The 24,289-nt window shown below is 64.0% G+C and carries 23 protein-coding genes; 9 read left to right on the top strand and 14 right to left on the bottom strand.

All coding sequences use genetic code 11. From position 1 onward, the window contains the following. Window positions 1–124: 124 nt before the first annotated feature. The 5 genes from urtE to urtA form a co-directional block, all read right to left on the bottom strand. Window positions 125–820, bottom strand: a complete 696-nt coding sequence (urtE, locus tag AC0L2L_RS05905; protein WP_027166313.1) for an urea ABC transporter ATP-binding subunit UrtE — start codon at window positions 818–820, stop codon at window positions 125–127. 71 nt (window positions 821–891) lie between these two features. Beyond that, window positions 892–1,638: an urea ABC transporter ATP-binding protein UrtD gene (urtD, locus tag AC0L2L_RS05900; protein ID WP_473576830.1), complete on the bottom strand. Its 747-nt coding sequence runs from the start codon at window positions 1,636–1,638 to the stop codon at window positions 892–894. Window positions 1,639–1,642: 4 nt separating this feature from the next. After that, window positions 1,643–2,869, bottom strand: a complete 1,227-nt coding sequence (urtC, locus tag AC0L2L_RS05895) for an urea ABC transporter permease subunit UrtC (RefSeq protein ID WP_473576828.1) — start codon at window positions 2,867–2,869, stop codon at window positions 1,643–1,645. Further along, the gene (urtB, locus tag AC0L2L_RS05890) at window positions 2,866–4,482 is read right to left on the bottom strand and encodes an urea ABC transporter permease subunit UrtB (protein ID WP_473576827.1); all 1,617 of its coding nucleotides are present in this window, start codon (window positions 4,480–4,482) and stop codon (window positions 2,866–2,868) included. Before urtB ends, urtC begins: the two co-directional genes overlap by 4 nt. Before the next feature lie 143 nt (window positions 4,483–4,625). Next, window positions 4,626–5,936: an urea ABC transporter substrate-binding protein gene (gene urtA, locus AC0L2L_RS05885; RefSeq protein ID WP_473576825.1), complete on the bottom strand. Its 1,311-nt coding sequence runs from the start codon at window positions 5,934–5,936 to the stop codon at window positions 4,626–4,628. Between the two features lie 306 nt (window positions 5,937–6,242). Here urtA and AC0L2L_RS05880 point away from each other — a divergent pair, with 306 nt between their 5' ends. Then, window positions 6,243–6,629: a hypothetical protein gene (locus AC0L2L_RS05880; protein WP_473576824.1), complete on the top strand. Its 387-nt coding sequence runs from the start codon at window positions 6,243–6,245 to the stop codon at window positions 6,627–6,629. A gap of 58 nt (window positions 6,630–6,687) precedes the next feature. On the opposite strand, the gene AC0L2L_RS05875 is transcribed toward AC0L2L_RS05880, so the two are convergent. The 3 genes from AC0L2L_RS05875 to AC0L2L_RS05865 all read right to left on the bottom strand — a co-directional run bounded on the left by AC0L2L_RS05875 (window position 6,688) and on the right by AC0L2L_RS05865 (window position 9,309). Then, a complete protein-coding gene (locus AC0L2L_RS05875; protein ID WP_473576822.1) occupies window positions 6,688–8,259 on the bottom strand; it encodes a GMC family oxidoreductase in 1,572 nt (523 codons plus the stop codon). 48 nt (window positions 8,260–8,307) lie between these two features. Then, window positions 8,308–8,838: a gluconate 2-dehydrogenase subunit 3 family protein gene (locus AC0L2L_RS05870; RefSeq protein WP_473576821.1), complete on the bottom strand. Its 531-nt coding sequence runs from the start codon at window positions 8,836–8,838 to the stop codon at window positions 8,308–8,310. A gap of 75 nt (window positions 8,839–8,913) precedes the next feature. Beyond that, window positions 8,914–9,309, bottom strand: coding sequence for a VOC family protein (locus tag AC0L2L_RS05865; protein ID WP_473576820.1), 396 nt, complete (start codon window positions 9,307–9,309; stop codon window positions 8,914–8,916). A gap of 253 nt (window positions 9,310–9,562) precedes the next feature. On the opposite strand from AC0L2L_RS05865, the gene AC0L2L_RS05860 reads away from it, so the two are divergent. Further along, a complete protein-coding gene (locus AC0L2L_RS05860) occupies window positions 9,563–9,868 on the top strand; it encodes a ribbon-helix-helix domain-containing protein (RefSeq protein WP_027166322.1) in 306 nt (101 codons plus the stop codon). Window positions 9,869–9,969: 101 nt separating this feature from the next. Here AC0L2L_RS05860 and AC0L2L_RS05855 read toward each other — a convergent pair whose 3' ends face one another. Both AC0L2L_RS05855 and cckA read right to left on the bottom strand, forming a co-directional pair. Beyond that, complete coding sequence (locus AC0L2L_RS05855; protein ID WP_473576819.1) at window positions 9,970–10,677, bottom strand: DeoD-type purine-nucleoside phosphorylase; 708 nt, start codon at window positions 10,675–10,677, stop codon at window positions 9,970–9,972. Window positions 10,678–10,903: 226 nt separating this feature from the next. Further along, on the bottom strand, window positions 10,904–13,489 hold the full coding sequence (gene cckA / locus AC0L2L_RS05850) for a cell cycle histidine kinase CckA (protein WP_473576818.1): 2,586 nt from the start codon (window positions 13,487–13,489) through the stop codon (window positions 10,904–10,906). Window positions 13,490–13,696: 207 nt separating this feature from the next. Between cckA and AC0L2L_RS05845 the strand changes: the two genes are divergently transcribed. Beyond that, window positions 13,697–14,416: a hypothetical protein gene (locus AC0L2L_RS05845; protein ID WP_473576817.1), complete on the top strand. Its 720-nt coding sequence runs from the start codon at window positions 13,697–13,699 to the stop codon at window positions 14,414–14,416. A 111-nt stretch (window positions 14,417–14,527) separates the two neighbouring features. Here the strand turns inward: AC0L2L_RS05845 and dksA are convergent, their stop codons facing one another. Next, window positions 14,528–14,944, bottom strand: coding sequence for an RNA polymerase-binding protein DksA (gene dksA, locus AC0L2L_RS05840; protein WP_027166326.1), 417 nt, complete (start codon window positions 14,942–14,944; stop codon window positions 14,528–14,530). Between the two features lie 249 nt (window positions 14,945–15,193). On the opposite strand from dksA, the gene AC0L2L_RS05835 reads away from it, so the two are divergent. From AC0L2L_RS05835 to AC0L2L_RS05820, 4 genes are all read left to right on the top strand, one after another. After that, the gene (locus AC0L2L_RS05835) at window positions 15,194–15,697 is read left to right on the top strand and encodes a SixA phosphatase family protein (protein ID WP_473576815.1); all 504 of its coding nucleotides are present in this window, start codon (window positions 15,194–15,196) and stop codon (window positions 15,695–15,697) included. 63 nt (window positions 15,698–15,760) lie between these two features. Next, window positions 15,761–17,233 (top strand): YcjX family GTP-binding protein, encoded by a 1,473-nt coding sequence (locus AC0L2L_RS05830; protein ID WP_473576813.1) that lies wholly within the window; start codon window positions 15,761–15,763, stop codon window positions 17,231–17,233. Next, complete coding sequence (locus AC0L2L_RS05825; RefSeq protein WP_473576811.1) at window positions 17,230–18,312, top strand: YcjF family protein; 1,083 nt, start codon at window positions 17,230–17,232, stop codon at window positions 18,310–18,312. Before AC0L2L_RS05830 ends, AC0L2L_RS05825 begins: the two co-directional genes overlap by 4 nt. A 99-nt stretch (window positions 18,313–18,411) precedes the next feature. Then, window positions 18,412–18,966 carry a hypothetical protein gene (locus tag AC0L2L_RS05820; protein WP_473576810.1) on the top strand — a complete coding sequence of 185 codons (555 nt, stop codon included), beginning with the start codon at window positions 18,412–18,414 and terminating at the stop codon, window positions 18,964–18,966. A 74-nt stretch (window positions 18,967–19,040) separates the two neighbouring features. Here AC0L2L_RS05820 and AC0L2L_RS05815 read toward each other — a convergent pair whose 3' ends face one another. From AC0L2L_RS05815 to AC0L2L_RS05805, 3 genes are all read right to left on the bottom strand, one after another. Next, window positions 19,041–19,307 carry a hypothetical protein gene (locus AC0L2L_RS05815; protein WP_027166331.1) on the bottom strand — a complete coding sequence of 89 codons (267 nt, stop codon included), beginning with the start codon at window positions 19,305–19,307 and terminating at the stop codon, window positions 19,041–19,043. Window positions 19,308–19,487: 180 nt separating this feature from the next. Further along, a complete protein-coding gene (locus AC0L2L_RS05810; RefSeq protein ID WP_473576809.1) occupies window positions 19,488–20,696 on the bottom strand; it encodes an MFS transporter in 1,209 nt (402 codons plus the stop codon). Window positions 20,697–20,755: 59 nt separating this feature from the next. Next, window positions 20,756–21,745, bottom strand: coding sequence for an AraC family transcriptional regulator (locus tag AC0L2L_RS05805; RefSeq protein ID WP_473577108.1), 990 nt, complete (start codon window positions 21,743–21,745; stop codon window positions 20,756–20,758). 141 nt (window positions 21,746–21,886) lie between these two features. On the opposite strand from AC0L2L_RS05805, the gene AC0L2L_RS05800 reads away from it, so the two are divergent. Both AC0L2L_RS05800 and AC0L2L_RS05795 read left to right on the top strand, forming a co-directional pair. Then, on the top strand, window positions 21,887–23,722 hold the full coding sequence (locus AC0L2L_RS05800; protein ID WP_473576808.1) for a monovalent cation:proton antiporter-2 (CPA2) family protein: 1,836 nt from the start codon (window positions 21,887–21,889) through the stop codon (window positions 23,720–23,722). A 10-nt stretch (window positions 23,723–23,732) separates the two neighbouring features. After that, window positions 23,733–24,281: a DUF924 family protein gene (locus AC0L2L_RS05795; protein WP_473576807.1), complete on the top strand. Its 549-nt coding sequence runs from the start codon at window positions 23,733–23,735 to the stop codon at window positions 24,279–24,281. Window positions 24,282–24,289: the final 8 nt, after the last annotated feature.

The raw sequence follows: 24,289 nt of genomic DNA, 5'->3' as shown, positions 1-24,289 counted from the left end.
TTAGGATGGCAGGAGCGAGATTGAACGGCTTTTATTCTGCACCGCCGCATCATTCAGCGTCAGGAATGGCATTGGGTCTGCGCGGCGTCGCTGCGCTCCTTGCTTCGCCCAAGGACGGCCGGCGCTACACTGTCAGGAACTTCCGCACGTCCGCCCGGTCGAGATCCGCCGCCGGCCCTGTATGCACGATCTGGCCGCGATCCATGATGTTGACCTCGTCGGCAAGCTCACGGCAGAAGTCGAGATATTGCTCGACCAGAAGCACGGCGATCCCCGCCTGGTCGCGCAGATAGCGGATGGCGCGGCCGATATCCTTGATGATCGAAGGCTGGATGCCTTCGGTCGGCTCGTCGAGCACCAGGAGCTTCGGCCGCATCACCAGCGCGCGGCCGATGGCGAGTTGCTGCTGCTGGCCGCCGGAAAGGTCGCCGCCGCGGCGCGACAGCATCTGTTTCAGCACCGGGAACAGCTCGAAGACATAGGCTGGAACATTGCGGTCGGCGCGCCGCAGCGGCGCAAAGCCGGATTCCAGGTTTTCGCGCACCGTCAGCAGCGGGAAGACCTCCCTACCCTGCGGCACGAATGCGATGCCCGACCGGGCGCGATCATACGCCGCGCTCCGGTCGAGCGCCTTCCCCTCGAAGGCAACGCTTCCGCTCGTCAGCCGGTGGTGGCCGACGATCGATCTCATCAAACTGGTCTTGCCGACGCCGTTGCGGCCGAGCACGCAGGTGATCTTGCCGGCACCGGCTTTCAGCGAGACGCCGCGCAACGCCTGGGCGGCGCCGTAGTGCAGTGTGGCATTGGAGACTTCCAGCATGCTCAGCCCCTTCTCCAGCGCTTCAGGAAGGCGAAATCGAACCGGTAGAACGGAACCCGCCAGACCATGCTTCACCGCCCCAGATAGACTTCGACGACACGTTCGTCGGCCGAAACGAAATCGAGCGTGCCTTCCGACAGCACCGAGCCCTCATGCAGGCAGGTGACCTTGACGCCAAGCTCGCGGACAAAATGCATGTCGTGTTCCACGACGATGACCGAATGGTCGCGAGCGATGTCCTTGAGCAGGCGCGCGGTCTCTTCTGTCTCCGCGTCGGTCATGCCGGCGACCGGCTCGTCGACGAGCAAAAGCTTCGGGTCCTGCGCCAAGAGCATGCCGATCTCCAGCCACTGCTTCTGGCCGTGGCTGAGATTGGCCGCCAGCTCGCTGCGCTTGTCCCCGAGCCGGATGATGCCGAGAATGTCGTCGATCTGCCGTGCTTCCGGCGCAGAGCGACGGTGGAACAGCGCCGGAAAGATCGAGCGCGGCCCCTTCAGCGCCAGCATCAGATTGTCCTCGACGCTGTGGCTCTCAAAGACGGTCGGCTTCTGGAATTTGCGGCCGATTCCCATCATGGCGATCTCGGCCTCGTCATGGCGGGTGAGATCCACCTGGCCGTCGAAGAAAACCTCGCCCTCGTCAGGCCGCGTCTTGCCGGTGACGATGTCCATCATCGTCGTCTTGCCGGCGCCGTTCGGACCGATGATCGCGCGCATCTCGCCCTTGTCGAGCACCAGCGACAAATTGTTGATGGCGCGAAAACCGTCGAAGGAGACCGAGACGCCGTCGAGATAGAGGATGGTGTTCGACTTCGACATCGCTCTACTCCGCCGGCTGCGGTTCGGGGCCTGACGCGGACCAGGCGCCGGGCGTTGTCGCTGCGGAGCGAACGATCTTCGGTGTCGGCGGTACATCAGGATCGACGCCGGCTTCCTCCGCGATCGCGGCTGCGCGCATCGCCCGCGCATTGCCGCGCCAACTGTCCCACATGCCGACGATGCCCTTGGGCAGCAGCAACGTGACGGCGACGAACAGCCCGCCCAGCGCGAACAGCCAGAATTCCGGCAGCACGCCGGTGAACCAGGATTTGCCGGCGTTGACCAGCAGCGCGCCGATGATCGGGCCGACGATGGTTCCGCGCCCGCCGACAGCGGTCCAGATCACCACCTCGATCGAATTGGACGGTTCGAACTCGCCGGGATTGATGATGCCGACCTGCGGCACGTAGAGCGCGCCGGCGATGCCGGCCATGACGGCCGACACGGTGAAGGCGAACAGCTTGACGTTCTCCGCCCGCCAGCCGAGGAAGCGGGTGCGGCTCTCGGCGTCGCGCACGGCCATCAGCAGCTTGCCGTATTTTGAGACGACGATCGCCCACGTGATGAAGACAGCGAGCGCAAGCGTGACGGCGCTGGCCGCGAACAACGCCGAGCGCGTCGCATCGGCCTGCACGTTGAAGCCCAGAATATCCTTGAAATCGGTCAGACCGTTGTTGCCGCCGAACCCCATGTCGTTGCGGAAGAAGGCGAGCAGCAGCGCATAGGTCATCGCCTGGGTGATGATCGACAGATAGACGCCGGTGACGCGGCTGCGGAACGCGAACCAGCCGAAGACGAAGGCAAGCAGGCCGGGCACGGCGAGCACCATCAGCGCCGCGAACCAGAAATGGTTGAAGCCAAGCCAGAACCAGGGCAGTTCCTTATAGTTCAGGAACACCATGAAGTCCGGCAGGATCGGATTGCCATAGACGCCGCGCGAGCCGATCTGGCGCATCAGATACATGCCCATCGCATAGCCGCCGAGCGCGAAGAAGGCGCCATGGCCGAGCGAAAGGATGCCGCAATAACCCCAGACCAGGTCGAGCGCGAGCGCCAGCAGCGCGTAGCAGAGATATTTGCCCGTCAGCGCCACCATATATGACGGGATGTAGAGGGCGCTCGTAGGTGAAACCGCCAGGTTGAGCACCGGCACGATGATGGCGGCGGCCAGCAGGACGAGGATAGTAACGGCGATGCGCCGGTCGGCGCCGAAGAAGCGTTGCGCGATCATGCCTCCACCGCCCTGCCCTTCAGCGCGAACAGGCCGCGCGGGCGCTTCTGGATGAACAGGATGATCAGCACGAGCACGACGATCTTGCCGAGCACGGCGCCGGCATAGGGTTCCAAGAACTTGTTGACGATGCCGAGCGAGAAGGCGCCGACCAGCGTGCCCCAGAGGTTGCCGACGCCACCGAAGACCACGACCATGAAGCTGTCGATGATGTAGCCGCGGCCGAGATTGGGCGAGACGTTGTCGATCTGGCTGAGCGCCACGCCGGCTATGCCGGCGATGCCGGACCCAAGCGCGAAGGTCAGCGCGTCGACCCACGGCGTCCTGATGCCCATCGAGGCGGCCATGCGCCGGTTGGCGGTGACGGCGCGCATCTGCAGCCCCCACGACGTCCGCTTCATGACGTAAAGGAGCACTGCGAAGACGGCCAGCGCGAACACCAGGATCCACAGCCGGTTCCAGGTGATGGCGAGTTGGCCGATATCGAAGGAGCCGGACATCCAGGACGGATTGCCCACCTCCTGGTTGGTCGGCCCGAAGATGCTGCGCACCGCCTGCTGCAGGATCAGCGAAACGCCCCAGGTGGCCAAGAGCGTTTCCAGCGGCCGGCCATAGAGGAAGCGGATGATACCGCGCTCGATGGCCAGGCCGACCAGCGCGGCGACGAGGAAGGCCAGCGGCAGCGCTATCACCAGCGACCAGTCGAACAGGCCCGGGAACGAGGTGCGGATGACCTGCTGGACGACGAAGGTGGTGTAGGCGCCAAGCATCACCATCTCGCCATGCGCCATGTTGATGACGCCCATGACGCCGAAGGTGATGGCGAGCCCGATCGCGGCCAGCAGCAGCACCGACCCGAGCGAGACGCCGTACCAGATGTTCTGGCCGGCATCCCACAACGCTAGCGTGGAATTGATGCTGGCGATTGCCGCTGTCGCCGCGTCCTTGACTGCGCCTTGCGAACTGGCCTCGACCGAAGTGAGCAGGGAGAGCGCGTCGCGGTCACCGCGCGCGCCGATCAGGGCGATGGCCGCAAGCTTGTCGGCCTCGGGCTTGTCGGAAACGAGGACAGACGCGGCGCGCGCCTGTTCGAACAGCGCCTTGACGTTGGCGTCGGTTTCAGCGGCGATTGCCGCATCCAGCGGCTCGATGTTGGCGGCATCGGGCGTCTTGAACATGGTGTCGGCGGCGGCGATGCGGACAGCCGGATCCTTGGCCCGCAGCGTCAGCGTGCCCAGCGCATCGCGGATGACGCGGCGCAGCGTGTTGTTGACCTTGATCTTGGTGAGGTCGGCCTTGGCCGCTTCGCCGGACTTTTCGCCGCTCAGCGGGTCGAGCAGCTCGACATTGTCGCTGCTTTCCTTGCCGACGAAGATCGCGGAATCGGCCTTGCGGATATAGAGATTGCCGTCGGCGAGCGCGGACAGCGGACGCTCGACGGAAGGATCGCCGCTGGCGGCAAGTTCACGCACAACGGTCTCGGTGGCCGAGAAACCGGTGGCTGCAGCGAACTTGGCGATCGTCGCGCGAAGCTCGGCTTCGGCGGCCTTCGACGGCAACAGACTTGCCATCATCAGCAAAAGCGTCAGACCAATCGCGCGCAACAGCAGCATCGTCGTCTTCAAGCGGCTTTCTTGGTTTCCGGGGCGTCTTGCCCGGGCGGGTCGAGGAACCTGCCCGGGCAGCGGTCTTGGATCGTGGGGCCACTCCGCGATCCGACGGACCTGGAGGTCATAGGCCAAGGTCCGGACCGGTATCAGTTGGTGCCCTTGCCGCCGCACTTGCCGGTGGCGACGTTGAAGTTGCCGCAGGACAGAGGCGCACGCCAATCGGAGATCAGGTCCTTTGAGTCAGGCAGGTAGTCGGACCATTCGTCGCCCATTACCAGCCCGGGCGTCTGCGAGACGGTCTCGAACTGGCCGTCGGCCTGGATTTCACCGATCAGCACCGGCTTGGTGATGTGGTGGTTGGGCATCATCGTCGAATAGCCGCCGGTCAGGTTCGGCACCGACACGCCGACCATGGCGTCGATGACCTTGTCCGGATCGGTGGTGCCGGCCTTCTCGACCGCCTTCACCCACATGTTGAAGCCGATATAATGGGCTTCCATCGGGTCGTTGGTGGTGCGCTTGTCGTTCTTGATGAACTTGTGCCAGTTATCGATGAACTTCTTGTTCTCGGGCGTGTCGATGCTCTCGAAATAGTTCCAGGCGGCGAGGTGGCCGACCAGCGGCCCGGTGTCGAGGCCGGCAAGCTCTTCTTCGCCGACCGAGAAGGCCATGACCGGGATGTCCTCGGCCTTGATGCCCTGGTTGCCCAGCTCCTTGTAGAACGGCACGTTGGCGTCGCCGTTGACGGTCGACACGACCGCCGTCTTCTTGCCGGCCGAGCCGAATTTCTTGATCGCCGAAACCTCGGTCTGCCAGTCGGCGAAGCCGAACGGTGTGTAGTTGACCATGATGTCGTCGGCCGGAACGCCCTTCGCCTTCAGATAGGCCTCGAGGATCTTGTTGGTGGTGCGCGGGTAGACATAATCGGTGCCTTCGAGCACCCAGCGCTTCACCGAGCCGCCGTCGGCGCTCATCAGATAGTCGACGGCAGGAATCGCCTGCTGGTTCGGCGCGGCGCCCGTGTAGAATACGTTGCGCTCGCTCTCCTCGCCCTCATACTGGACAGGATAGAAGAGAATGTTGTCGAGTTCGGAGAACACCGGCAGCACCGATTTGCGCGACACCGAGGTCCAGCAGCCGAAAACGGCCGCGACCTTGTCCTTCGAGATCAGCTCGCGCGCCTTCTCCGCGAACAGCGGCCAGTTGGACGCCGGGTCGACGACCACGGCTTCCAGTTTCTTGCCGAGCAGGCCGCCCTTGGCGTTTTGCTCGTCGATAAGCATCAGCATGACGTCTTTCAGCGTCGTCTCCGAGATCGCCATCGTCCCCGACAGCGAATGGAGGATGCCGACCTTGATCGTGTCCTCGGCCGCCTTGGCGGAAGCCGACGCCAGCAGGCCGGCGGCGACGACGCCTGCCGACAAGATTTTTGTTATTTTTGCGAAGTTACCCCTCATATGACCACACTCCCAAGCTGGTTGTTTGCATCGCAACATTAGCTGTGCAAGCGACGTGCCAGACGATGGCGCTCGGACCAAAAATCCAGGATAACAAAGCATTTACAACGCGTTATCGTGTAGTCGCCGAACTTTCCCAGTCGCCGCGCCGCGACAAAGCTGAGAAAAGTTTACGCAACACTGCCTATATTTTGCCCAAAAGGTAAATATGCCTAAATTTTCACCTGCTGCGACGGCGGTACACCAGGCGCCCTGTTGCGGGCACACGGCAAAATGGGGCAAGGTCGCGCACAAACGAGCGACGTCATGGCCCTGCGAACGATCCTGAGTTTCCTGCTTATTGTGTCCGCCGCCGGTGGCGCTCGCGCCGACTTCGCCGACGGCAAGCTCCCCGACGGAACTTATCATTGCGAGGTCTACCTGCTCGGCCTGTTCCTCAATCTCGGCGACATCACCATCAAGGGCAATGTCTATAGCGGCCCGGTGACCTTTGGCACTTCGGGAACCTACAACTACCAGATGAACGCCAATGGCGAGATCACCTGGCTTGGTCCGCTCGGCGGCTACACCAGCGGCGGCAATTCGATCTCGATGACCCAGGCGACGCTGGATGACCCAAGCGGCCCTTCCTTCGACATCATCATGAAGCAGCCGGACGGCGCCTTCACGGCCTCGACCTGCACCAGGAGATAGCCGTCATAAAAAAGGCGCGGAACCCTCGCGGGTCCCGCGCCAGCAGGCAGTCGGGAGGTCAAATAGTCTTGGCCGACATCTGCGCGGCGATGTAGTCGGCCTGGCGGATCGCCAGCGTCACGATGGTCAGTGTCGGGTTCTCCGCCGCGCCGCTGGTGAACTGGCTGCCGTCGGAGACGAACAGGTTCTTGATGTCGTGCGACTGGCCGTGCTTGTTGACGACGCCGTCCTCCGGCTTCTCGCTCATCCGGCTGGTGCCGAGATTGTGGGTGGACGGATAGGGCGGCGTCGGGAAGGTCCGCGTCGCGCCGACCGCGGCATAAAGCGCCTGGCCTTGGCTGTAGGCATGGTCGCGCATGGCCGTGTCGTTGGGATGGTCGTCGAAATGGACGTCGGCGATCGGCATGCCGTGCTCGTCCTTCTCGTCCTTGTGCAGCGCGATGCGGTTCTCCTCGCGCGGCATGTCCTCGCCGACGATCCACAGGCCGGCCATATGGTCATAGTGGTCGAGCGCCGTGGTGAAGGAGCGGCCCCAGCCGCCGGGGTTGAGGAACGCCGCCATGAACGGCAGGCCAAGCGACAGCGTCTCCATCTCATAGCCGCCGACGAAGCCACGTGAGGGATCATGGCGCGCCTCGTCGCGGATGATGCCGGCCATGGTGGTGCCGCGATACATGTGCACCGGCTTGTCGAAGATGGCGTAGACCGAGCCGGTCGTGTGTCGCATGTAGTTCTTGCCCACCTGGCCGGACGAGTTGGCAAGCCCGTGCGGGAACTTGGACGACTCCGAATTGAGCAACAGGCGCGGGCTCTCGATCGAATTGCCGGCGACCGCGACGACGCGGGCCTTCTGTTCCTGCAGCTTGCCGTCCTTGTCGGCATAGACGACGCCGGTCACCTTGCCTGAAGCGTCATGGTTGATCTTGATCGCCATCGCGTTTGGCCGGACTTCCAGGTGCCCGGTCGCTTCGCCCTTCGGGATTTCGGTGTAGAGCGTCGACCATTTGGCGCCCCATTTGCAGCCCTGGAAGCAGAAGCCGGTCTGCTGGCAGGAATTGCGGTCGTCGCGCTCCACCGAATTGATGGCCATGTTGCCGGTGTGGCATTCCTTGTAGCCAAGCTTGTCGGCGCCGGCCTTGAGCACCTTGAAGTTGTTGTTGCCCGGCAGCCGCGGCCAGTTGTTGGTGCCCGTGACGCCCATCTTGGCCTCGGCCTTGGCGTAATAGGGTTCCATTTCGGCCAGCGTCACCGGCCAATCGAGAAGGTTCGCGCCCTTGACCTTGCCGTAGGTCGTGGCCGCCTTGAATTCATGCTCCTGGATGCGCAGCGAGGCGCCAGCCCAATGCGTCGTCGATCCGCCGACCGACTTGACGATCCAGGCCGGCAGGTTCGGGAAATCCCTGGCCACCCGCCAGTCGCCCGAAGTGGTGCGCTTGTCCTTCCAGGCAAGCTGCGCAAAGGAATCCCACTCGTCGTTGACGAAGTCCTCATATTCGTTGCGGGCGCCCGCCTCGAGGATGACGACGTCGATGCCCTTCTGCGCCAGTTCGTTGCCGAGCGTGCCGCCGCCGGCGCCGGAGCCGATGATGACGACCACGCCGTCGTTCTTGAGATCAAATGATGCTGCCATGGTTTCCTCCCATGAAATCTATCGAAAAGCGGTTCGGGACAGAGCGGCTTACAGCCACTCGATGTCGTTGAAGCCGCGCGCGATGTAGCCGCCCTTGGAGAAGGACTCGCCCTCGTAGCCGAAGATCGGCCACACCTCCTTCTGGTTGTAGAGGCTGACGACGAGGCCGCCGCGCACCGCCTGGAAGAATGGCGTCTTCTCGATGCCGGTGAGCAGCGCGACCCTCTCCTCTTCCCAGCCGAGCCCGCGATAGCCGCCCTTGCCGGCCTTCTTGTCGAGTTCGGCAATGCCCTTCTCGATCAGCTCCTTATGGGCCGGGTCCTTGGCGGCGGCCTCGTCATGGCCCTTGACGGCAATGGCGTAATATTTGTCCGGCACCTGGTCGTGCGGATAGATGTCGCGCGCCATCTGGATCAGCGTCGCCATCGTCTCGGGCTTCAGCGCCGAGGTTTCCAGCCCCCAGGCATGCTCGGGGCTGATGACGGCGCTGCCGGAGATGATGAGCAGCGCGCCCACGCCGCCGCGCTTGAGAAGCTCACGCCGCGAAAGGCCCGGCTTCTTCTCGTAAATTGTGACCATGATTTCCTCCCTGCTTGCTGTTCGCATCCGAAGATGCCGTTGCTGGCGCCGCGCCACGCCGCGCGGCCGGTGTCCCTATTGGAAGCGCCCTCCCCGCTGCAGGACCTCGATCTTGTAGCCGTCGGGATCCTCGATGAAGAAGAAGCGGGCGATCAGCGCCCCGTCGTGGTTGAACTCGACGATCCTCTTCGGATTGAGGCCGAGCGCGCCGATCCGGTCGTGCTCGCTGTCGAGATCGGCGACCGAGACGGCAAGATGGCCGTAGCCGTCGCCCAGCGCATAGGGCTCGGTGCGCCCCTTGTTCACGGTCAGCTCCACCTCGAACGGCGAATTGGCATTGCTGAGATAGATGAGCGTGAAGGTCTCGAAATCGAGCCGCTGCGCCACCTCGAGGCCGAAGGCCTTGTTGTAGAAATCGACGGACCGTGCCTCGTCGAGAACCCTGATCATGGAATGGATCGCCTTCGCCAAATCGGACTCCGCAGCTTTGGTGCTTACGGAATCGATTATGCGCGTCGGCGAAAAAAGGTGGTGGCAGCCGATTACCACGCATGCGGCATGAAAACGGATAGTGTCCCCGCGCGTGGCAGGACGCGCGCGTAAGGACGAAAGTCCGATTGCCGTTGCCGGCCATCGGATCGAAGATGACAAGCGCAGGCAGTGTTCAAAAAAGGCGCCAGCCGACCCAATCGGCGCCCAAGATAAACAACAACGGGAGGTACCGATGTGCAGAGTCTTTGCCGGGCAGGACCCGGAAGGCTACCGGCAGATCAACAGGTCGATCCGCATCGACGGCCATTCGACCAGCATCCAGCTCGAGGCGACATTCTGGGGTCTGCTTGACGAGATCGCCGACAGTCAGGGACTGACGACCCCGAAATTCATCTCGAAACTCTATGACGAGGCGATCGAGATCAACGGCGAGATCCCGAACTTCGCTTCCATGCTGCGCACGACCTGCGCGCTCTATCTGCGCGGCCACCGGCCAGCGGTACAAGAGCAGGCGGCACTCAAGCGCGAAGCCGCTTAATGCGTGTCCCCCAGAAGTGTGCTGCGGTTCTGGGACAACGACATGCATCAAAACAAAGACTTAAAAGCACGTCGCTTGAATCCGTTTCAGCGCGACGCGCTTTAAGCGTTCGCAGTGATTTCGAGCGCCAGCCGCGTCATATCGGCGAAAAGCGCCTGGCGTTCGCAATAGTCGGTCTGCTCGTCGGTGACGACATGGTCGACCACAGTGAGCAGAGACAAGGCCCGCGCGCCGAAATGCGCCGAGATGCGATAGAGCGCGCTGGTCTCCATATCTACCGCCAGCGCTCCGAGCGCCCTCGGCTCGTCGAACCGCGCGCGGCCGTCGGGATGGTGGAACACGTCGCTGCAAACCGTCAGTCCCGTGCTGCAGGCGATGCCGAGATCGGCCGCTCGTTGCAGCGCCAGCGCGTGGAGCGCCTGGTCCGGCCCCGCCGGCTGGTAAAGTCCGAACACCTGTCCGCTGATTGCCCCTTCGGCGCGCACGGCGCCGGAGATAACGACGCTGCGCAGCGCCACGTCTTCAGCCAGCGCGCCGCAAGTGCCGGTGCGGATCAGCGTCTTGACTCCATGATAGTCGAGCAGTTCGTGGGCATAGATCAGGAACGACGAAACGCCGATGCCGGTCGCCTGGATACTGACCGGCGTGCCACGGAACCGGCCGGTGAACCCCAGCGCCCCTCGTCGGCGGTTGACGCAGCGCGGCGCCTCGAGAAAGGTTTCCGCCATCCATTGGGCGCGCTCGGGGTCGCCCGGCAACAGCACCGTTTGGGCATAGTCGCCCCTATCCGCCTCGATATGCGGCGTCACGCGCTACCACCCCCATGATAGACCCATCCGACAGCCATCATGGCAGGGCTGCCGCAATGTGCAAGCGGTAGCTGTTTTAGAAGCAAACCCAGGAAAAGTTTAAGCCGGCCAGGTTCGGCGCCTAGCGCATGTCGCCCAGAAGTGCGCAGCGGTTCCGGGACAACGACATGCACCAAAACAAAGAACTCTAAAGCGCGTCGCCTGAATCCGTTTCAGCGCGACGCGCCTAGGATTCCAGCACGTCCTTGACGATCGTCGCCAGTTGCTTGAGCGAGAAGGGTTTCGGCAGGAAGCCGAAATGCGCATCGGCCGGCAGGTTCTTCGCAAAAGCGTCCTCGGCATAGCCCGAAACGAACACGAACTTGATGTCCGGCTGGCGTTTGCGCAGCTCGCCGAGCAATGTCGGCCCGTCCATCTCCGGCATCACCACGTCGGACACCACGATATCGACCTTGCCGCCGAGCGCTTCGAACACTTCCAGCGCCTCGACCCCGGATGACGCCTCGTGAACGGTGTAGCCGCGCGAAATCAGCGCCCTGACGCCGCCCATGCGCACGGCGTCTTCGTCCTCGACCAGAAGCACCGTGGCCGAGCCGGAAAGATCCTTCGCGGTGTCGGTGGTCTTGGCCGGGACCGTCGCCGCTGTCGCCGGCGCCTCGCCAGGCTCGGCCTGCTTCTTCACCTCGGCGATGTGGCGCGGCAGGAAGATGCGGAACACCGTGCCTTTCCCGACTTCGGAATCGCAGAAGATGAAGCCGCCGGTCTGCTTGATGATACCGTAGACCATCGACAGGCCAAGGCCGGTGCCCTTGCCCACTTCCTTGGTCGTGAAGAACGGCTCGAAGATCTTTTTCAGCACGTCGGGCGCGATGCCGCTGCCGGTGTCCTCGACCTCGACGACCACATAGTCGGCCTGCGTCAGTTCACGATAGGCGAAGGATTTGCACTCGTCGGCTGTGACGTTGCGGGTGCGCACGGTGAGATCGCCGCCGCTTGGCATGGCGTCGCGCGCATTGACGGCAAGATTGACCACCACCTGCTCGAACTGGCCGATATCGACCTTGACCGGCCACAGGTCGCGGCCGTGATCGATCTTCAGCTTGATGTCGTTGCCGACCAGGCGGGCGAGCAGCATCCTGAGGTCGGCCAGAACATCGGTCAGGTTGAGCACTTCCGGCCGCAGGGTCTGCTTGCGCGAGAAGGCCAGCAATTGCCGCACGAGCGAAGCGGCCCGGTTGGCGTTCTGCTTGATGTTCATGATGTCGGGGAAGGAAGGATCCGACGGCCGGTGATTGGTCAAGAGAAGGTCGGACGCCATGATGATGGCGGTGAGCACATTGTTGAAGTCATGCGCGATACCGCCGGCGAGCTGACCGACCGCCTGCATCTTCTGGCTCTGCGCCATCTGGCCCTCGAGCGCCTTCTGCTCGGTGGTCTCGACCGCATAGACGATCGCCGCTTCCTCGGCGCCTTCGCTGCCGGCGCTGTCGGCGACGGCGTTGACGTAGAAGCGGATGTGGCGCTCCTCATTGCCCGGCAGCACGGAGTCGATCGGCTCGATATTGGCCTGCCGCTGCCTAGCCTTCTCGAAGGCTGCGGCGAAGCCCGGCCGGTCGCGTTCATGGACGATGGTCTCGAAGCGCACGCGCCGGTCGACGGCGTCGCGATCGACAACGGACGAAAACAGCTGCAGGAACGGCGCGTTGGTGCGCAGGATGCGCCCGCTCGCATCGACCCCGGCAATCGCCATCGGCGTCGAGTTGAAGAAGCGGGTGAAGCGAACCTCGGAGGCCCTGAGTTCGGCGGAGGCGTCCTCGCCCTGGGTGCGGTTGAGCACGATCGTGCGGGTCGGGCCATTCAGGCCTTCGCGGCTGGCGGAAACCCGGTGCATGAAACGCACCGGCAGCGCCTGGCCGCTCATGGTGGTGAGGTCGAGGTCGATGACGGCGTTGCGGGTGGTACCCGGGTCGGCCTTGACCGAGCGGACCAGCGCCATGCCGTCGCCGGCGATGATTTCCGGCAGCGTGATGGCGCCCGGCGTGAAGGAGGCAAGGTCGATGCCGAGCCATTCGGCGAGCGTGGCGTTGATATAGGTGACGCGGCCTTCCTGATCGGCCGAAAAGAAGCCGGCCGGCGCATGGTCGAGATGGTCGATGGCTTTCTGCAGGTCGAGGAAGAAACGCTCCTGCTCCGCCCGTTCCTGCGAAATGTCGGCGAGCTGCCAGGCCAGCATCGGCAGCCTTTGCCCGGGCATGCTGAAGGCGCGGGCACGGGCGCGATACCAGCACGCGCCGGGTTCGGCACCCGGCTTGATCGACTGCGCCAGCCGGAACTCGCCATCACCCGCCTGGCCGTCGCGCAGGCCCGACGCCAGCCGGTAGATTGTCATCGAGGCCTCGGGAACATCCGACAGCAGCCCTTCGACCGTCTTGAGATCGGCGGCCGAGGCAGCACCCGTCATGTCGGCATAGGCGCGGTTGGCATAGACGACGCGGCCCTTGGTGTCGGTGACCAGCAGGCCTTGCGACATCGAGTCGACAAAGGCTTTCGACAATTCGTCACCGGTCGAACGCGGCGCGATCTGCACGAAGCCGATCGCGGTCGCGAACAGGAAGCCGACGCCGATCATGGCGAGCACGCCGAGCATGCCGAGCAGGAAAGGATCGCCGAGGCGCTCGCGGAAAAGCCCGAAGACGATCGCAGCGCCGGTCAGGACGACGATGAAGACGATGAGCCTGGTCACGGCACCCGGACGCGTGTTCTGGTCGACGATCGGTACCGGATAGAAATCGCCGCGCGCTTCCTTGGCCATGTTCCCCCTGCTCGTGATTCCGGTGTCCGACGGGCGCGGACGGTCGGTTGAATCACATTCTCCTGTAGCGGAAAAGGCCCCGGCGGCAAATGTCCGATAAAATCAACGATTCATGTTTCAAACTGTTCACGATGGGTGATGTGAACTTGCGGCGGGCCGCCACCGCGGTCTAGTGTCGCCTACCTCAAAAGGCGATTGGGTGCACCGATGCTGCAATGGCTGGATAGCGTGGCTGGTCCGGGTTATGTCGCTGCAATCCTGTGGACGTTCGCGGCGCTCATTTTGCTCGTCGTCGTCCTGCTCGTCATCAAGGTGGTACGCAACCTGACCTTCGGCACCTTCGTGGCCGGCGGCAGGAACCGCAAGACGCGCCTTGCGGTCATGGACGCCACCGCCGTCGACAGCCATCGCCGGCTTGTGCTGGTGCGTCGCGACGACATCGAGCACCTGATCCTGATCGGCGGGCCGACCGATGTCGTGGTCGAGCGCGATATCAGGCTGGCGGCGCCGCGCCGCCCGGCGCTGACCGGCGACAGCGGCCAGCAGCAGGCATCCGCCGCCCCACGCCCGCGCACGCCGCAACCGGCACCTCCGCCGGCACCCGCGCCCGTCAGGCAGGCGCCGCCTGCCGCCCAGCCAGCCGCCGGACGCCAGCCCGCGCCCGCTCCCACGCCGCCCAAGTCGGCGGCGCCGAGCCAGCCGACGGCGAAGGTCATGCCGTTGCCGGGCTACGGGACGACAAACGGCAGCGCCAGATACACGCCGCCCTCAAACGACTCCATCGACGACACTTTGATGCACGAGCTCGAGACCTCTTTCGACGAGACGCACTCCCAGCCGGCGGCAGCAAGCAAACCCGCGCCCAAGCCCTCGCTCGATGACGAGATGACCAAACTGCTTGGCGAACTGGGCAACCATAAGCGCTGACCTTACGGCAGCTTGCCGGTACAGGCGGGCCTTTCCGCGCCCTGAGCACCGGAAACGAAAATGGCCGGAAATCCGGCCATTTTCTACGTTTTCTTGCCTATTCGGTTCTCGTCAGTCGTCGCGATAGACCTTCTCGCGGCGCTCGTGACGCTCCTGCGCCTCGATCGACAGCGTGGCGATCGGGCGTGCGTCAAGCCGCTTCAGCGCGATCGGCTCCCCGGTTTCCTCGCAATAGCCATAGGTGCCTTCATCGATGCGCTGCAGCGCGGAGTCGATTTTGGAGATGAGCTTGCGTTGGCGATCGCGGGCGCGCAATTCGATGGCGCGGTCGGTTTCGGAGGAGGCGCGATCGGCTAGGTCCGGGTGGTTGGCGTTTTCCTGCTGCAGGATTTCGAGGGTTTCGCGTGCTTCGCGGAGAATGTCGCTCTTCCAAGTGATAAGCTTTTGACGGAAGTACGATTTCTGCCGTTCATTCATGAACGGCTCGTCTTCGGAGGGTACGTAATCGGCGGTAACGATGTCGTTCATTCGACTCACCCAACAACCCCAAATTTTGCGCCTATATATTCGGGGAAAAGAGGCTGCACAAGCGCTATTGGCGACCGTTTCACGCAAATGTTAGTCTCGCATCGGCGGGCCCTCTCGCGACGTTGTTTCAATGGCAGCAAACGAATTCGCACGTGATTCGTTGCAGTTGCCGGTGCCGGCCATTGTGCACGGCCTGGTTCTGGTGACTAATCGCGCTTTGCCGGAAAGGCGGCGCTATCGGGGGTCCGGTTGAGCAGACTTTATCTGTTGCGGCATGCCAAAGCCGGCTGGGCGCTGCCCGGCGTGCGCGACTTCGATCGCCCGCTCGACGCATCGGGCATGGCCGATGCCGAAGCGATCGGGGACGCCATGCGGGCCCGCAACTACGTGCCGGATGTCACCCTTTGCTCCAATGCGAGGCGGGCCCGGCAGACGCTGGAAGGCCTCGCGGGGCGCGCCGACACCGGCCGGGTCCTGTTCTTCGACACGCTCTACAGCGAGGATGCGGCCGGCTATCTCGACATCATCCGCAGGAATGGCGGCGCCGACCAGCTTCTGGTGATCGGCCACAACCCCATGACCGAGGATCTGGCGATGGCGCTGTCCGGCGACGGCGAGGAGGCAGCGCGCAGGATGATGAACCACGGTTTTCCAACCTCAGGCCTCGCCGTGGTGCGCTTTCCCGGCAATCTTGCCGAAGCGGCGCAGGGCAACGGCTATCTCGAAGCCTTTCTCACGCCCGCCGGCCTCTGAGGCCATTTCAAACGCTCGGCGCAAGGCCTATATCGGGCGCTGACGCGCAACCAGAGGCCTGATTTGGCATCATCGCTGACCAGCTTTACCGACGAGGCAAGGATTGCGCTTGACACCTTGTCGGGCCGCGCCGCCGGGCTCTTCTCTCCGTCATTGCGTCTTGGCGTCACCGGCCTGTCCCGCGCCGGCAAGACGGTGTTCATCTCCGCCCTCGTCCACAATCTCATCCATGGCGGACGCCTGCCGCTTTTCGAGGCACAGAAATCCGGCCGCATCGCCCGCGCCTTCCTGGAGGAGCAGCCGGACGATGCCGTTCCGCGCTTTCAGTATGAAGACCATGTCGCGGCTTTGGTGAACGACCGTGCCTGGCCGGACTCCACGCGCGCCATCTCCGAACTCAGGCTCACCATCGAATATGAGTCGGCCTCCGGCTGGAACCGGCTGTTTTCGGCTGGAAAACTATCCGTCGACATCGTCGATTACCCCGGCGAATGGCTGCTCGACCTGCCGCTGCTCGGCAAATCCTTCGCCGACTTTTCGCGCGAGGCGGTCGAGTTGGCTGCCCTGCCCGTCCGCTGCGACCTGTCGCAGGCCTGGCGCGAACTGGCCTCGACCGTCGATCCCGATGCCGACGCCGACGAGATGACGGCGCGGCGACTGGCCGAGAGCTTTGCCGCCTACCTCAAGGCCTGCAAGCTCGACGAGCGGGCGCTGTCGACGCTGCCGCCCGGCCGGTTCCTGATGCCGGGCGACCTCGAAGGCTCGCCGGCGCTGACCTTCGCGCCGCTGACGACGCTGTCGCAAGGCCGGGCGCGCTCCGGATCGCTGCAGGCGATGATGGAGCGCCGCTACGAGGCCTACAAGACGCATGTCGTCAAACCGTTCTTTCGCGAGCACATCGCCCGCCTTGACCGGCAGATCGTGCTGATCGACGCCATGCAGGCGCTCAATGCCGGCCCGGCCGCCATGGCCGATCTGGAACGCGCCGTCACCGAGATCCTGTCGTGTTTCCGGCCCGGACGGGGCAATTTCCTGACCGACTTCTTCGCACGCCGCATCGACCGCATTCTGGTGGCCGCGACCAAGGCGGACCATTTGCACCACGAAAGCCATGACCGGCTGCAGGCGATCGTGCGCCGGCTGACCGACCGTGCCGTGGCGCGGGCGAATTTCAGCGGCGCCGCCGTCGACGTCGTCGCCATGGCCGCGGTTCGCTCGACCCGCGAGGGCACGGTGAAGCAAGGCCGCGAGACGCTGCCGGTCATCATCGGCACCCCGCTGAAGGGCGAGAAGATCAACGGCGAGACGTTCGACGGCAAGACCGAAACCGCGATATTTCCGGGTGATTTGCCGGAAAAGGTCGATGCGGTGTTCGACGCTTCCGGATCGCCGTCAGATAGCAACGAACCGGCGATCCGCTTCGTGCGTTTCCGCCCGCCGAAACTCGAACGCACAGCCGAAGGCGTGACGCTGTCCTTGCCGCATATAAGGCTCGACCGCGCATTGCAGTTCCTGATCGGAGATCACCTGGCATGACCGCGCCCCGCAAACCGGCGGCCTTCCGCATCGAGCCCGAGGCAAAGCCGGGGCCGCAAGCGCCGCGGAGCCATACCGCCGAGGAACAGCCGGCGCGCCGGCCACGTGCAGCAAGGGCCGATGCGGCGGTCGTGATCCCGTCGGAAGTCGACGTCTTCGGCGAGCCGGATATCGAGGCAGCGGCTCCGCCGCCGGCGACGGCGCCGAGAAAGCGTTCGCTGCTTGCCCGGCTGTTCCTCGGCGCTCTCGGCGTGCTCGTCTCGCTGGCGGTCGGCCTGTGGGCGGACCAGCTGATCCGCGACCTGTTTGCGCGGGCCGAGTGGCTTGGCTGGCTGGCGGCCGGAATGGCGGCGATCGCGCTGCTGTCGCTGCTCGTCATCCTTATCCGCGAATTCCTCGCCATCGCCCGCCTTGCCGAAGTCGAAAAGATGCAGAAGCGGGCCCTGGATGCGGTGGCGCGCGACGATCCCAAGGCAGCGCGCGCCTTGGTCGACGAGCTCTCGGCTTTCGTCGCGGCAAAGCCCGAGACCGCCGCCGGTCGCCGGTCGCTTGCCGGATTGCGTGGCGAGATCATCGACGGCGCCAATCTGGTGCGGCTCGCCGAGACCGAGATCCTGTCGCCTCTCGATGCGCGCGCCAAAATCATGATCCTCGAGGCCGCCAAGCGCGTGTCCCTGATAACGGCGGTCAGCCCCCGTGCGCTGGTCGACATCGCCTATGTCGTGTTCGAGGCCGGGCGTCTGATCCGGCGCCTGTCCGAGCTTTACGGCGGCCGTCCGGGCACGCTCGGCTTCTTCCGGCTGGCGCGCGGCGTGCTCGCGCATCTGGCGGTGACCGGCTCGATCGCGGTCGGCGACAGTTTCGTGCAGCAGATCGTCGGCCACGGGCTGGCCGCGAAACTTTCCGCGAAGCTCGGCGAAGGCGTGGTCAACGGCATGATGACGGCGCGCATCGGCATCGCGGCGATGGAAACGGCGCGCCCCTTGCCGTTCATCGCCGTAAAGCGCCCCGGCCTTGGCGATTTCCTCTCGGCGCTGACGTCGTTCGCGGCAAAAAAAGGCGGTCAGCCGGAGCGATAGGGTAAACGCCAAAACCGTCGCCAGTCACGAAGCATTAACCAATCTTCTCCATGGTCAGCCAGGTCCCAAGATAAGACTCTTTCGTGCCGGGTGTCGTCGATGAGAAGCGTAATCCTGTCCTGCGTGCTGCCTGCCACCGTTGCGATCGCCGCGCCGCTCGGCCTCGTCGAAAAGGCCTTTGGAGCAGAACCGGACAAGCAGTTTTTCCGCTCCGTCGAAGGCAGATGGGTTGGCCCCGGCGAGATCATCGCCGGCAAGTACAAGGGCACGAAATTCACCTGCGATTTCAATGGCTCGACACCCGACAGCAAGCTCGGCATGACGCTCGACGGCAACTGCCGGGTCGGCGTGTTCACGCAAAAGATGTCGGCAAGCGTCGAGCGCAAGGGCCGCGATGGTTACCGGGGCAGCTTCATGGGCGGCTCGACCGGCAACGGAATGGATATTGTCGGCGGCAATGTCGTCGATGCCCAGAAGGTCGTGTTCACCATCAACCGCAAGCAATTGAACGGCGTCATGCAGGCCCGCGTGCCTGACGACAATTCGATGACCGTGACGGTGGCCGTGCGTGTCGACAAGCAGCTGGTGCCGGTGATCGGCATGACCCTGAAGCGGGTCGATTCGGTCGAAGTCGGCGCCATCGCCAAGAACTGACCCCAGCGCTCCACTCAACAAACAAAAAGGCGGCGGCGGCCTGGCCACCGCCTTCGCATTTGTCGACGGCCAGCTCAACCCTTGATGGTGGCCGTCAGCTCGTCATAGGCCTTGCAGGCTTCATCGAGCGTCGTCGCGCCCTGATACTTCGTCGTCACGGCCTGCACCTTAGCGGTCAGGTCGGCCGCCTTGGCCGGGTCCTTGGTAATGGCTGCCTGGAGCGCGGCTGCCATGTCCTGCGCCTTCTTGGCGGCTATCTCCTGCGTGCATTCCGGCCCCTTGGAGCAAGCCGAACCGGCCAACGCCGCAACACCCACGGCAACGAGCAAAAACTTCTTCATCTCAATCATCTCCTCAAAAAAGGCAGCCGCCCATCGCCGCTGCCTCCACTGGCCGAAGCCGAACGTGCCATAACCGCTGATTGTGGCGGCACGCAACAACCGGGCCGCGTAAACTTGTGTAACGGAGTTGCAACAGGCGGCGTTCCGGATTCAGCCCGCCTGTATCAGCTAGAGCAAAGTTCACCCGCGAGGCTGTAGCAGCGCCAGCATGACTGTCGATGCGGCAAGGACGACGGTAAGGGTCAAGGGCCCCGTTGCGCCATAAGTGTCCACGACATAGCCGCCGACAACCGCGCCGATGGTGATGGCAACCTGGAAAGAGACGACCATCAAGCTGCCCGCTGCTTCCAGCGCATCAGGTGCCGCGCGGGATAGATTGGTCGGCAGCACCACGGGCCCCATGCCGAAGGCCAAGCCCCAAAGCGTGACGAACCCGAAGGCAACGCCGATGTGCACGCCCCAAAGCACCAATGCCAGCGCCGCAAACGCCATCAACGCGGCTGTGACCACGAGAGCGACGCGGATATTGGCGTCGGCCATGCGGCCACCGGCAATGTTGCCGATCACTGCGGCGATGCCAAATCCGAGCAGAGCCAACGCAATTGGCCCGGTTGCAAGCAGCGTCACGTGTTCGAGGAAGGGGCGAACATAGACAGAGCCGGCAAAATGCCCCGTCATCAGCAAAAGAATGGCCAGCATGCCGAGTTGAATGCCACGCCGCCGTGTCAGCCGAAATACGTCCGCAAGACTATTGCTGGCTGTTGCAGGCAAGGTCGGCAAGCTAAGCAACTGCAGCAGCATGGCAATCACTGCCAGCCCTGCTGTCAAGGCCATGGCGCTGCGCCATCCCAGCCAGTCGCTGATCAACGCACCCACCGACGGTGCGGCAATGGTGGCGAGCGAGACGCCGAGGGTGACGATAGCCATGCCCCGACCTGTCGCATTTGCGCCTACCAGCCTGGCCACGACGGCAACCGAAAGTGCCCAGAAGGCGCTGATAGCGATTCCAAGCCCGGCCCGGCCTAGCAGCAACAGCCAGAAATTGGGCGCCAGCGCTGCAAGGATATTGGAACCGACCGCCAAGGCACAGAGGCCAACCAGCACCGTCTTGCGGTTCAATCGGCCGATGAGAACATTGCTCAACATCGCCGTCACGGCGCCGATGGAAGCCGTGGCGGTGACGACCTGTCCGGCCGTTCCTTCGCTGATGCCAAGGTCGCGCGCCATTGGCGTCAACAGACCTGCCGGCAGGAATTCCGCCGACACCAGGGCAAAGCTGGTGGCCGCCAATGAAATGACCGCGAACCAGATGGCCGCGCTCCACGCGGCTGGCGCACCGGCATCGAGGTCTATCGTCGCGTCTTCAAGCTGTAATGTTGTGTCTGTCACTGCAAGATCTCCAAGGTTTGGAGGTCTTCATAGACGAGTCTCTTCGGATGATATGTATCTTAAAATCCGAAATCCATGTCCATTCGTCCGGGAATTGTGCGACGCACAACGCCTGGCGAGACACTGGTGATGCGCTTGAACGCACGCGCGAAGGATGCTTCGGAATCATAGCCCAAGCGGGTGGCGACCTCGGCAACCGACAAGCCGTTCTGCCCCAACAACTCGCGGGCAAGCTGCATACGCAAACGGGCGAGATAGCGTGCCGCGCCTTCCCCCAATACAGCGCTGAAGCGCTCGGCGAAAATCGAGCGCGATTGGCCTGCCAGGCTGGCAAGGCTTTCCAAGGTCCAGTTATGGCCGGGGTCTCGGTGCATGGCTGCCAGCGCGCGGCCGATATGGGGGTCGCGGATAGCGGCGAGCCAACCGGTGGTCGAGGCTCCAGTGCAATTGACCCAGCAGCGGATGAGCCGGGCGGTCAGCAGGTCCGCCATACGCGACAAGATGGTGGCGCTGCCCATCTGCGGTTGCGCGGCCTCCGCCGTCATAGCCGCCAGCAAAGGACCAACGACCGGGTCATTGCCGGCTACGTCGCACCCTTTGATGATAGGCGGCATCAACGTGATCAATGGGTTAAGCGCATAGGCACCCAAGGCCATGGAGCCGCAGAAAAGGGTGCTTGTCGCGCCCGTCCCTTCCCGCACCACTTCGCAGACATTGCTCCCCAACTTGGTCACCTGGCAACCCTCGAGCGAGTCGCCAACAACGTCCGGCGCACTGGCCAGCCGATGGGCGATGCCTTGCGGCAGCAGCACCAGATCGCCATCGCGCAACTCCTGCCAGCCCTCCGCCTCGGTATAAATCCAGCATGGACCCTGGCCGACAAAGTGAAAGCGAAGCAGCGGTTGTTGCGAAAAGGCGATGCTCCAAGGATGTCGGAGTTCACAGCGGCCATAGTTGACACCACTCAAGCGAAAGTCTTGGAGGACTTCGCTAAGCGCATCCATCGGGATATGAGGCGCCGAAGACGATCGGGACGAATAGTCAGGCATTCGCTTGATATAGATGCCGAACGTCCGGCAGGCAAGCGGAGGCCGCTTCAACGGCACCTACTCTTCCTGGCAGGCCTTCCGCCCTTGCCTCTCGCTCCCGGTGCATGCAAGGAGTGCTGCAAGACACAGGGGACAAGAGGCATGGCAGCTGAAGCGTCGAGCAGCGATCTGGTGCAGGTGGTGGCGCTGCTCGCCGCGGGCGTCGTCGCCGTGCCGATCTTCAAGCGCATGGGGCTGGGCTCGATCCTCGGCTACCTCGCCGCGGGCGTGGTCATCGGACCGTTCGGCCTGCGCATCTTTTCGGAATCGGAATCGATCCTCCACGTCGCCGAGCTCGGCGTCGTCATGTTCCTGTTCATCATCGGCTTGGAAATGCAGCCGTCGCGGCTCTGGGGGCTGCGCCGTGAGATTTTCGGCCTCGGCGCCCTGCAGGCCGGCGTCTGCGCGGTGCTTTTGACCCTGGTCGGCTTGGCCGGAGGCTTTCCCATCGCGCAGTCCTTCGTCGCCGGCGCCGGCTTCGTGCTGACCTCCACGGCGATCGTCATGCAGTTGCTCGAGGAACGCGGCGAGATCGCCACGCCAAAAGGCCAGCGCATCGTCTCCATCCTGTTGCTCGAAGATCTGATGATCGTGCCGCTCCTGGCGCTGATCGCGTTCCTCGCGCCCGGCGGCGCGGAGACCAGCCTTTCGGAGCGGCTGACCGAAGTCGGCATCGGCATCGCGGCGATCGTCGGGCTGGTCGTGGCCGGCCGATACCTGCTCAATCCGCTCTTCCGCATCCTGGCGGACGCCCGCGCCCGCGAAGTCATGACCGCGGCGGCGCTGCTGGTGGTGCTGGGATCGGCCCTGGCCATGCAGCTCTCCGGCCTGTCGATGGCGATGGGCGCCTTCCTCGCCGGCGTGCTTTTGTCGGAATCGACCTTCCGCCACCAGCTCGAAGCCGATATCGAGCCGTTCCGCGGCATCCTGCTCGGCCTGTTCTTCCTCGCCGTCGGCATGTCGCTCGACCTTGGCGTCGTCGCCCATAACTGGCGGCTCGTCGCCGTCTATGTCGTCGCCTATATGGTCATGAAGGCGCTCGGCATCTATGCCGTCGCGCGCATTCTGAAGAGCGGCCACCGCGAGGCGCTCGAGCGCGCCGTCTTCATGGCCCAGGGCGGCGAGTTCGCCTTTGTGCTTTATTCCTCCGCCGCCGCGGTCGGCATCATCGACGGCCAGGCCAACGCCACGCTGACCGCCATCGTCATCATCTCCATGGTGCTGACGCCCTTGGCGATCGTGGCGCTGCGCTACCTGACCCCGCGCGACGAGCAGTCGCTCGACGGCGTCGACATCGCCGACGGCCTGACCGGCAGCGCGCTGATCATCGGTTTTGGCCGTTTCGGCCAGATCGCCAGCCAGCCGCTCCTGCTGCGCGGGCTGGACATCTCGATCATCGACAATGAGGTGGAGATGATCCAGGCGGCGGCCGATTTCGGCTTCAAGGTCTATTACGGCGACGGCACGAGGCTGGACATCCTGCATGCGGCCGGCGCCGGGCGGGCCCGCGCGGTGCTGATCTGCGTCGACAAGCCGGACGCCGCCGTGCGCATCGCGCAGCTGGTCAAGGCGGAATTCCCGCTGGTCACCATCCTGGCGCGCGCCTTCGATCGCGGCACGGCGCTGCAGCTGGTGCGCGCCGGTGTCGACTATCAGCTGCGCGAGACCTTCGAATCGGCGCTGGTCTTCGGCGGCTCCGCGCTTGAGGCGCTTGGCGTCGATCCGGAAGAGGTCGCCGAGGTCATCGAGGATGTCCGGCGCCGCGACGAAGCGCGCTTCGAGACGCAATTGGCCGAGGGTGTGCGCGCCGGCCAGCGTTTCCTCAAGGGCAATATCGGCACGCCGATCCCGACGCCGCTGACACAGCCGCGTCGCGCCGGCCGGGCGCTGAACCAGGAAACCGCCGTCGTCCTGAACCAGGCAGAGACCAAGAACTGAGGGGCAACGCATGGCAGAGCTCGATCCGCGAGCGCTTTCCATCACCAAATTCTGGCGCGATGCCGGCGAGGACGCCTGGTTCGAGAAGAACGATGCCTTCGACACGGATTTCCGCCGCCGCTTTCTGGAGCTGCATTACGCCGCCGCGCGGCGCGAATGCGACGACTGGAGCGCGCATGCCGAAGGATCGCTGGCGCTGGTGATCCTGCTCGATCAATTCCCGCGCAACTGCTTCCGCGGCACCGGTCACATGTACGCGACCGATCCGCTGGCCAGATACTTCGCCGACAACGCAATCGCGGCCGGGCATGACCTGGAACTGGAAGAACTGGTTCGCGTCTTTCTCTATCTGCCCTTCGAGCATTCCGAATTGCTGGCGGACCAGGAGCGATCCGTGGGGCTTACGGCCGCCAAGGCAGCCGAATATCTGAAATACGCCGAAGAGCACCTGGAGATCATCCGGCGCTTCGGCCGCTTCCCGCATCGCAACCGGATGCTCGGCCGCGTGACGACGGCCGAGGAGCAGACATTTTTGGACGGCGGCGGTTTTTCCGGCTGACCAGCCGG

This window comes from Mesorhizobium sp. WSM4832, assembly GCF_055811115.1.
Note: the sequence above shows the minus strand (reverse complement) of the source record. Positions and strands in the feature narration are given on the sequence as shown.